This window comes from Natrinema soli, from assembly GCF_028618695.1.
Window position 1 is genome coordinate 1 of record NZ_JAQIVI010000160.1, and the last position, 5,702, is coordinate 5,702.

At 63.0% G+C, this 5,702-nt stretch carries 9 protein-coding genes and 1 pseudogene; 4 read left to right on the plus strand and 6 right to left on the minus strand.

All coding sequences use genetic code 11. The annotated features are described in order from the left end of the window. The coding region (locus PGX04_RS11425) for a metallophosphoesterase (RefSeq protein WP_273738623.1) at positions 1-660 on the plus strand (660 nt) is incomplete at its 5' end. Positions 661-664: 4 nt separating this feature from the next. Here the strand turns inward: PGX04_RS11425 and PGX04_RS11430 are convergent. From PGX04_RS11430 to PGX04_RS11445, 4 genes are all read right to left on the minus strand, one after another. Then, entirely contained in the window at positions 665-1,237 is a 573-nt protein-coding gene (locus tag PGX04_RS11430) for a hypothetical protein (protein WP_273738624.1), read from the minus strand. Beyond that, positions 1,234-1,614 carry a hypothetical protein gene (locus PGX04_RS11435; protein WP_273738625.1) on the minus strand — a complete coding sequence of 127 codons (381 nt, stop codon included), beginning with the start codon at positions 1,612-1,614 and terminating at the stop codon, positions 1,234-1,236. Before PGX04_RS11435 ends, PGX04_RS11430 begins: the two co-directional genes overlap by 4 nt. After that, a complete protein-coding gene (locus PGX04_RS11440; protein ID WP_273738626.1) occupies positions 1,611-1,934 on the minus strand; it encodes a hypothetical protein in 324 nt (107 codons plus the stop codon). Before PGX04_RS11440 ends, PGX04_RS11435 begins: the two co-directional genes overlap by 4 nt. A gap of 101 nt (positions 1,935-2,035) precedes the next feature. Continuing rightward, complete coding sequence (locus PGX04_RS11445) at positions 2,036-2,350, minus strand: hypothetical protein (protein ID WP_273738627.1); 315 nt, start codon at positions 2,348-2,350, stop codon at positions 2,036-2,038. 168 nt (positions 2,351-2,518) lie between these two features. On the opposite strand from PGX04_RS11445, the gene PGX04_RS11450 reads away from it, so the two are divergent. Beyond that, complete coding sequence (locus PGX04_RS11450) at positions 2,519-2,752, plus strand: helix-turn-helix domain-containing protein (protein WP_273738628.1); 234 nt, start codon at positions 2,519-2,521, stop codon at positions 2,750-2,752. Between the two features lie 124 nt (positions 2,753-2,876). Here the strand turns inward: PGX04_RS11450 and glnA are convergent, their stop codons facing one another. Beyond that, entirely contained in the window at positions 2,877-4,232 is a 1,356-nt protein-coding gene (gene glnA, locus PGX04_RS11455) for a type I glutamate--ammonia ligase (RefSeq protein ID WP_273738630.1), read from the minus strand. A 284-nt stretch (positions 4,233-4,516) separates the two neighbouring features. Then, positions 4,517-4,867 carry a DUF8106 domain-containing protein gene (locus PGX04_RS11460; RefSeq protein ID WP_273738631.1) on the minus strand — a complete coding sequence of 117 codons (351 nt, stop codon included), beginning with the start codon at positions 4,865-4,867 and terminating at the stop codon, positions 4,517-4,519. Positions 4,868-5,074: 207 nt separating this feature from the next. Between PGX04_RS11460 and PGX04_RS11465 the strand changes: the two genes are divergently transcribed. Both PGX04_RS11465 and PGX04_RS11470 read left to right on the plus strand, forming a co-directional pair. Continuing rightward, positions 5,075-5,425 carry a thioredoxin family protein gene (locus tag PGX04_RS11465; protein ID WP_273738632.1) on the plus strand — a complete coding sequence of 117 codons (351 nt, stop codon included), beginning with the start codon at positions 5,075-5,077 and terminating at the stop codon, positions 5,423-5,425. Between the two features lie 77 nt (positions 5,426-5,502). Next, positions 5,503-5,702, plus strand: a pseudogene (locus PGX04_RS11470) (ribonuclease H-like domain-containing protein); the annotation flags it as partial.

The window sequence follows — 5,702 nt, forward strand, 5'->3', positions numbered from 1 at the left end:
AGCCGCGCACCTGACCGCCGCGAGCGACTGCTGGCGTTGCTCGAGCGGACCGGCCCCGATCGGCTGGTCGTCCTCGGCGACCTCATGCACTCGATCGGCGATCCGGGCGGGGCCGAACGCGGCGAACTCGAGGTGCTGTTCGAATCTGTTTCGGACGATCTGGCGGTGACCGTCGTCAAGGGCAACCACGACGGGAGAATCGAAACCTGGCTGGCGGACAGCGACGATATCGGAGCGGCGATCACCGTCGTCCCCGGCGATGGCGTCGTGCTCGGCGATATCGGTGTCTGTCACGGGCACACCTGGCCCTCCCGAGCGGTCCTCGAGAGCGAGGTGGTCTGTCTGGGTCACGAACACCCCTGCGTGCGACTCGAGGACGAGGTCGGCGGGAGTCGCGTCGAGCGCGCGTGGCTCCGCGGTCGGCTCGATCCCGGCCCGTTTCGCGACCGTCCGGAGTATGAGGGGGTAGCCTGGCTCGAGGGTGCGGACGAAGCGCCGCCGCGCGTGGTCGTCGTGCCGGCGTTCAACGACCTCGTCGGCGGGACGTGGATCAACGTCGCCGGACAGTCGTTTCTCTCGCCGTTTCTGCCGGCGGGGCTGGCTGCGGGGGAGGCGTACCTGCTGGACGGCACGCGACTCGGCCCCTACGAGTCGGTCTAACAGATCACTCCAAGCGGTCTAACAACTGGGTGACATACGGGCTGTTATCCCAACTCCGATGCGGACTGATCGAGGTGATGAGTGTTCGTGCTTCACTGCGGGTCATATGGCCGCCGCGAGCGTAATCGCAGAGGAGTCGCGGTGTCGGAACGATTCGCGGTCCGGTAAGCACCGCGTGAACGAGCGCGAAGTTCGTGCCGACGAATTCGTCGGTGAGAAAGCCGTCGACAGCGAGCGCGTTCGCCAGAACGATGCCGTCCGTTTCGCCATCGTCGAGTCCGAACGTCGGCCGTGAGTCCGGTGTCTCCGATCGCTCATAGGGATCGACGACGGCGTAGTGCTCTCGAGCGGCGAGAACGTTAGTAGCAGCCGCTCCGTGGATATCGTGATACTGAGCGATATCACGGAGTTCCGAAACGACTTCGGGCGGGACGGTGACCGTACAGGATGTGAGCAGATACTGTAGCGGATCGGGCCGCTCACACGCGTCGTCTCCCGCGTCAGCACGTGGGACGCCGAGACTGACGAGTGCACTCGTATCAGCGACCATCGTTCGGAGCCGCGGTCGATCGCTCATCGCTCGTCGCTGCTATTAGATTTGGTCTCCGGATCAACCGTTTCCGTCTCCCCATCGTAGATATCGATGTCATCGGGTGCTGCGAGATCAAATGGCTCCCCCTCCAGATCCACTTTGAGGAGACGAAGCCGTTGTGCAGTTTCCGCACCGACCAGCTGTTTGACGGTTTCAAACTCCAGTTGGTCGTCGTAGTACTTCGTCGCGACCAGTTCTCGAAACGTCTCGCTCTCTGCGGTCTCTTCGATATACTCGCGAATCGCGTCGACGAGCAGATCCGTCCGATCCGTATCGAAGAGGTCGGCGATCGCATCGAGTCGATCGACGAGGTACTCCGGTGATTGAAAGTGTACTCGTCGAGGATCGTCACTGGCGCTCATCTCGTGTGCAGCTTTTGCACATAGCACAATAACGGTTTCGCCCTGCTGCACATCGCTTGCACAAATCGACGTAATCCCGAACTAGTGACCGTCAGTAACGGAACCGGGGTGAAGGCCGCTTGCGTCACCGACACCAGTGCCACCTCGAGTTGCTGGCCGCCCACCGCCGAGACTGCGGTCAGCAACACCAACAACAGCGGTAGCAGCGAGACGAACGCGTGGTAGGCGATACTGCCCGCCATGAACGTGATCCGTTCGACCCGGATCTCGTGGACGATCGCCCGGAGTACCGTCACCGCCCGATCCGTTCGCTGGTTCATTAGTTATCGATACGGTCGTGATCCGAAAAAAGGATCGGACGCCGTCGGCTGTCAGTTTGGTCCGATCCCGATCGGTTGGCCGTCGCAGTTCCCGCTGCCGCCTACCGGCGGACCGTCTCCGATCGGATCTCGTCGCCCTCGCGCCACTGGTAGTAGTCGTACTCGGTCCCGGCGATCTCCGTCACCGAGACGGTCGCCCGTTCCGGGACGCCGTCGGGGTAGGTGTCGGAATCGGTCTCGTTCGATGACGATTCGTCGTCTGCTCCCTCGCGTCGCTCCTTCCACGCCGCCACCTCCTCGAGATAGGCACCCACTTCGCGAAGCGTCGCCGCGTCTCGTTTCGCGAGTTCGTCGAGCGCCTCACGGTCCGCGCGGTCCAATTTCGGCGGCGGGGTCGGTCGCTCGTCGACAGTCATGTCTTCCGGTGGGAGCCGGGCGACCGTAAAACGTCGTTGTTCCGTTCGAGACCGTCTTCCGCGTCACGGTTTGCGGTATGATGACGTGTCCTGTATTGAGTCCTAATATCCGTTAGTACCCATCCACGTGTAGATTTATATACCAGAACGAGATCCGTACTGCTGACAATGGAATCACAGAAACACCGTCAGCCAGCGCGGATCGATCCGGTTCCCGACGACCTCGAGTCGGCCCAGGCGAAACTCGTGTACGTCTTTCTCGATGCGACCGGTGGGGCCACGGTCGACGAACTGGGGGAGATACTGGCGATGAAGAAGATCGATATTCTGAGCGTGCTGAACTCACTTTCGAGCGCCGGCTACGTCACCCGAGCGGGCGCGACGTACGTCGTCGCGAACTGATCGACGAGTCGCGACGACTGAGACGACGAGATCGGCGCTCGTTCTGCCGGAGTGTCGGCGGAAACTAGAATGCGGCGTATCGGCGCTCGACGCACCGAAACACGTCGTCTGCGGGGTCAGCCGGTTAGAACGTCTCGAGGTAGCGGTCGAGCTCCCACTGGGAGACGTCGACGAGATAGTCCTCGAACTCCTGTTCTTTGGCTTCGACGAACTTCGGTCCGACGTGTTCACCGAGGGCGCTGTAGATGACTTCGTCCTCCTCGAGGGCCTCGACGGCCTCGCCGAGGTTCGTCGGCAGCGTGTCGATGCCGTACTCTTCGCGCTTCTGTTCGTCGAACTCGTAGATGTTCTCCCGGACCGGGTCCGGACAGTCGAGGTCGCGCTCGACCCCGTCGAGACCCGCCTGGATGAGCGTGGCCAGCGCGAGATACGGGTTACAGGACGGGTCGGGGAAGCGCGCTTCGACGCGCGACGCGGCCGGGACGCGCGCCGCCGGTTTTCGGATCAGCGCCGAGCGGTTGCGATCGGACCAGGCGACGTAGACGGGTGCCTCGTACCCCGGCACCAGTCGCTTGTAGCTGTTCACGGTGGGGTTCGAGACGGCCGTGATCGCCGGCGCGTGCTCGAGGATCCCCGCGATGAAGGAGTGTGCCGTTTCGGAGAGGTCGAACTCGTCGTCCTCGTCGTGGAAGGCGTTCTCGCCGTCCTCGGTGAACAGGGAGAGGTGCGTGTGCATGCCAGAGCCGTTGATTCGCGGAATCGGTTTCGGCATGAACGTCGCGTGGAGGTCGTGCTGTGCGGCGATCGCGCGGACGACGGTGCGGAAGGTGCCGACGTTGTCCGCCGTCGAGAGCGCGTCGTCGTATTCGAAGTTGATCTCGTGTTGGCCCTCGGCGACCTCGTGGTGGCTCGCTTCGACCTCGAAGCCCATGTCCTCGAGGCCGTAGATGATGTCGCGCCGAACGTCGCTCGCGAGGTCTTTCGGCGCGAGGTCGAAGTAGCCGCCGTGGTCGCCCGTCTTCGTCGTCGCGCGGCCGTCCTCGTCCTCCTCGAAGAGGAAGAACTCCGGTTCGGGCGCGGCGTTGACCGTGTATCCGAGGTCGTCGGCGCGCTCGAGGGCGTTCTTGAGGACGCGGCGCGGGTCGCCCTCGAAGGGCTCACCGGTCGAGGTATCGATGACGTCGCAGATCATCCGGGCCGATGCGCCATCCTCACGGTTTTGCCACGGGAGGATCGCGAACGTGTCGGGATCGGGCTTGAGCCGCATGTCCGATTCCTGAATGCGCACGAACCCCTCGATCGAGGAGCCGTCGAAGTAGATTCCCTCGGTGAACGCTTTCTCGGCCTGTCGGGCGGGCACGGAGACGTTCTTGACAGTCCCCAGAATGTCGGTAAACTGCAGCCGAAGGAAGTCGATATCTTCCTCCTCGATTTCGTCCAGTACCTCCTCTTCTGAAGCGGTTAGATTTCCGTTCGTCATCTTCTGCTCGCGTAAGCCAACGTATTCTACTATTAAAGCTCTACTGTTGTGGGCGAATATACGCAAATTCTCTCTCAGATGGACGAGTGTAGTTTATAATATGATATTCGCGGAGTGTGGCTGACATCGGCTGAAAAAGCACCGGCAGAAATGAATAATCGTGTAGTGGTCGCTCGAGGCGTCGGTTCGTCGGAAACTCATCGGCCCCCTCGGGTCGCGTTCCAGGTCTCGTCTCGAGTCGCGTCTCGATCGCGTCGAACTCGTCGATCTCGAGGATTGATTCGCTACGCCGAAGCGGCCTGCACGCCGGAGACGTGCCCGACTCCGGTCAGTATCGTCAGGCTCGAGAGGCCGATCTCGACGGACGCCCGCCAGACGGTCGTAGAGGTGCGGATCGCTCGCTGCCACGCCGCGATCGGGACGATCAGCGCTCGTTCGCGTGTCGGCTCGTTCGGTCGTGGCCGCTTCGTCAGTGTCGTTTCGCAGTTCGGACAGACGTACGCGACGTGCCGGCCGTTCGATTCCAACACCCAGTCGCCGTCGACCGGGCTCGAGTGATCGCACTCCCAGCAGAACAGCGTCGCTTTCCGCTGCGTCGGCGCACCGTCACCGCGGGTGGATGCTGGCTGGGTCATCGGGCGTGGGTACAGGCTCCAGCTATAAAATCACCTCCCGTACTCAATTCACACAATACAATCAACCGATGAATCTTCGCTGCGACACCGTCAACCGATCCGAGAAATGCAGTGTGTCCACGAGAGTCAGGTCGGCGGAACGACCCGACCGTCGACCCGCCGCGCCCCGTCGTCACGGATTTCCGCGCCGGTCACGTACCCGTCGCCATGGCCGCGACCAGAAAACCGAGCCGACTCGAGACCGGCGACGAACTCGACGACTTCGTGGAGCGCCACGACGTGGCGCTCGTGGAGTTCTACACCAGCGGCTGTGCGATGTGCCAGGCCATGGAACCCGTCCTGGGAAACGTCGCTCGCGCCACGGACGTCGCGATCGGAATGGTCAACCCCGGCGACGACATCGAACTCGTCGACCGGTTCGACATCCGATCGGTACCCACGCTGCTCCTCTTCGAGGAGGGGACGGAAACCGCGCGGCTGGCGGAGGGGTTCCAGGGCGGCGACGCCGTCACTGCGTTCCTGGCCGAGCACGTTCCGAACGCCGTCGGTGCCGACTGACGCGGCCGGGTTGCGCCACTGTAGCGCGTCGCTCGAGTCCGCGAACGCTTATCATCGCTCGCTCGTATTCCCTTTCTATGTCGGACGAGGACGGTGTCGAACTGCTGGCACTGCGCTGTGATGTCGTCGCCGATCTCGACGGCACGGCGCTGCGAGACGCGCTCGAGTACTTCGATCCGGACCTCGTCTACGTCGTTCGCGAGTCGTCGGACGTCCGCGTCGTCAGCCGCCTCCGTCGCGCGTTCGACGGGCCGGTCGTCTCCGCCGGCGGCCCCGC

Coding starts and splice junctions, on each gene's coding strand:
- PGX04_RS11465 (WP_273738632.1), top strand. CDS start 5,075: ATGGCCGCGACCAGAAAACCGAGCCGACTCGAGACCGGCGACGAACTC.
- PGX04_RS11460 (WP_273738631.1), bottom strand. CDS start 4,867: ATGACCCAGCCAGCATCCACCCGCGGTGACGGTGCGCCGACGCAGCGG.
- glnA (WP_273738630.1), bottom strand. CDS start 4,232: ATGACGAACGGAAATCTAACCGCTTCAGAAGAGGAGGTACTGGACGAA.
- PGX04_RS11430 (WP_273738624.1), bottom strand. CDS start 1,237: ATGAGCGATCGACCGCGGCTCCGAACGATGGTCGCTGATACGAGTGCA.
- PGX04_RS11450 (WP_273738628.1), top strand. CDS start 2,519: ATGGAATCACAGAAACACCGTCAGCCAGCGCGGATCGATCCGGTTCCC.
- PGX04_RS11435 (WP_273738625.1), bottom strand. CDS start 1,614: ATGAGCGCCAGTGACGATCCTCGACGAGTACACTTTCAATCACCGGAG.
- PGX04_RS11445 (WP_273738627.1), bottom strand. CDS start 2,350: ATGACTGTCGACGAGCGACCGACCCCGCCGCCGAAATTGGACCGCGCG.
- PGX04_RS11440 (WP_273738626.1), bottom strand. CDS start 1,934: ATGAACCAGCGAACGGATCGGGCGGTGACGGTACTCCGGGCGATCGTC.